We start from the raw sequence: 2,534 nt of genomic DNA on the forward strand, positions 1-2,534 counted from the left end.
GGGGACGTGGCGGGGTGTCCCCGCAGGACGAGCGCGCAACCACCCCGCCTGGCCGAGACACCCCGCACGCGCCGAGCCGAGGAGACACCCCGGCGGCGGCCCCCCGACCCAGACCGAACCCAGCCCCGCCACACCCCGCCAAGCGCACCGCCGAACCGCCCCCGCAACACCCCGCACCGGGATCCAGCCGCACACCGCCGAGCACCACCCACTGGCCCGGCGCCGAGCCGAGGGGTACCGCCGAGCCGCCCGCACGACACCCCCTGCCGGGAGCGAGCCGTACACCCGCCGAGCCGCCCGCCGGGCACCCCGTAGGGGGGAGGCGTTAGCGTCGCCGCATGGTGGAGATCGGGGAGATTCCGGACGGGCTGGTCGAGGCGCAGGTCGGGTACCACGGGGATGCCGGGCGGGAGTTCATCGCCGCGTTGCCCGCGCGGGCGGCGGAGTTCCTGGAGCGGTGGCGGCTGCGGCGTACCGGGCCGGTGATGCACGGGGTGACGGCCCTGGTGCTGCCGGTGGAGCGGGCCGACGGCAGCGGTGCCGTGCTGAAGCTGGTGTCGCTGGACGAGGAGTGCGCGGGGGAGCCGGTCGCGTTGCGTGCCTGGGACGGCGACGGCTGCGTACGGCTGCTGGACCACGATGCCGACACCGGGACGCTGCTGCTGGAGCGGCTGGACGCGGGGCGCGACCTGGCGGACCTCGCGCGGCGGGACGCCCGTCAGGCGGTGCGGGTGATCGGGGAGTTGCTGGCACGGCTGACGGCGGTGCCCGCGCCGCCGGGGCTGCGCGGGCTCGGGGACATGGCCGCGGGGATGCTGGAGGAGGTGCCGCGGGCGCTGGAGCAGCTGGTGGACGGAAACGACCGGCGGCTGCTGCGGGACTGCGCGGCGGCGGTCGCGGAGGTGGCGGGCGAGCCCGGGGACCGGCTGCTGCACTGGGACCTGCACTACGAGAACGTGCTCGCGGGCGGTCGCGAGCCCTGGCTGGCGATCGACCCGAAGCCGCTGGCCGGCGATCCCGGCTTCGACCTGTTGCCGGCGATCGTCAACAACTTCCGTGCGGAGGACGTGCGGTGGCGGTTCGACCTGCTGACGGAGACGGTCGGGCTGGACCGGGAGCGGGCGCGGGCCTGGACGCTGGGCCGGGTGCTGCAGAACTGCCTGTGGGACGTGGAGGACGGCGAAGAGCGGCTGGACGATGAGCAGTCGGCGGTCGCCGGGCTGCTGCTGGGGCGGTGGTCCGCCTAGGCTGCGGGCATGATCCGTAGTGCTGAAGTCGCCGATGTCCCCGTCATCCACGCGATGATCCGTGAGCTCGCGGAGTACGAGAAGGTGCCGCACGAGGCGCGGGCCACCGAGGAGCAGTTGCGGGAGGCGCTGTTCGGGGAGCGCCCTGCGGTGTTCGCGCACATCGCGGAGACGGACGACGGGGAGGCGGTGGGCTTCTCGGTGTGGTTCCTGTCCTTCTCCACGTGGCGCGGGGCGCACGGCATCTACTTGGAGGACCTGTACGTGCGGCCGGGCGTGCGCGGTGGCGGCCACGGCAAGGCGCTGCTGGCGGAGCTGGCCCGTACGTGCGTCGAGCGGGGCTACGAGCGGCTGGAGTGGTCGGTGCTGAAGTGGAACGAGCCGACCATCGCCTTCTACGAGGCCTTGGGCGCGCGGCCGCAGGAGGAGTGGTCGGTGTACCGGTTGACGGACGGGGCGCTGGCGGAACTCGGCGGGGCGTAAGGCGGGGCGCCGGGCCGGGGCGGCGGGGCGCGGTGGGCTTCGGCGGGGCGGGTGTCAGTGCTGTCGGCCACGATGGGGCCATGGTGCGAAACGGGCGGCAGCAGTCGGTGAAGGCGGCGCGGAGGCCGGAGCTGCGGCTGCCGGACCTGGCGCCCTGGGAAGGGCGGGAACTGGAGCCGGACGGGGACTACGACGGGCTGGAGTTCGCGGACCTGGACCTGGCGGGGCAGGAGGGGGTCGGGGCCCGGTTCATGGACTGCGCGGTGCGGCGCTGCGCGCTGGACGAGGCGGGGCTGGCGAAGGCGCGGATCCTGGATTCGGTGCTGGAAGGGGTCCGGGGGGTGGGGACCGACCTGTCGGGGGCCTCGCTGCGGGACGTGGAGCTGGTGGACGCGCGCCTGGGCGGGGTGCAGCTGCACGGGGCCGGGCTGGAGCGGGTGGTGGTCCGCGGCGGCAAGATCGACTACCTGAACCTGCGGAAGGCACGGCTGCGGGACGTGGTCTTCGAGGGGTGCGTGCTGGTGGAGCCGGACTTCGGGGGCGCGGTGCTGGAGCGGGTGGAGTTCCGGGAGTGCGCGCTGCGCGGGGTGGACTTCAGCGGGGTCCGGATGGCGGACGTGGACCTGCGGGAGGCGGCCGTACTGGAGATCGCGCGGGGGGTGGACGCGCTGGCCGGGGCGGTGATCAGCCCGGCGCAGCTGTTCGACCTGGCTCCGGCGCTTGCTTCCCAGCTGGGGGTGCGGGTGGTGCCGTAGCCGTAGCCGTAGCCGGGCTCGCGGGCCGGGTAGCGCGCCGTGGCGGGGG

Annotated in this window: 3 protein-coding genes; all 3 read left to right on the forward strand. The window is 74.9% G+C overall.

Annotated features, from left to right (window positions below):
* Window positions 1–338 precede the first annotated feature (338 nt).
* A complete protein-coding gene (locus AVW11_RS35375) occupies window positions 339–1,247 on the forward strand; it encodes an aminoglycoside phosphotransferase family protein (protein ID WP_076047071.1) in 909 nt (302 codons plus the stop codon).
* 9 nt (window positions 1,248–1,256) lie between these two features.
* Window positions 1,257–1,730, forward strand: coding sequence for a GNAT family N-acetyltransferase (locus AVW11_RS35380; protein ID WP_060180085.1), 474 nt, complete (start codon window positions 1,257–1,259; stop codon window positions 1,728–1,730).
* An 80-nt stretch (window positions 1,731–1,810) separates the two neighbouring features.
* Window positions 1,811–2,485, forward strand: coding sequence for a pentapeptide repeat-containing protein (locus AVW11_RS35385; RefSeq protein WP_076047072.1), 675 nt, complete (start codon window positions 1,811–1,813; stop codon window positions 2,483–2,485).
* Window positions 2,486–2,534: the final 49 nt, after the last annotated feature.

This window comes from Streptomyces amritsarensis (genome assembly GCF_001953875.1).
Lineage (GTDB): Bacteria > Actinomycetota > Actinomycetes > Streptomycetales > Streptomycetaceae > Streptomyces > Streptomyces amritsarensis.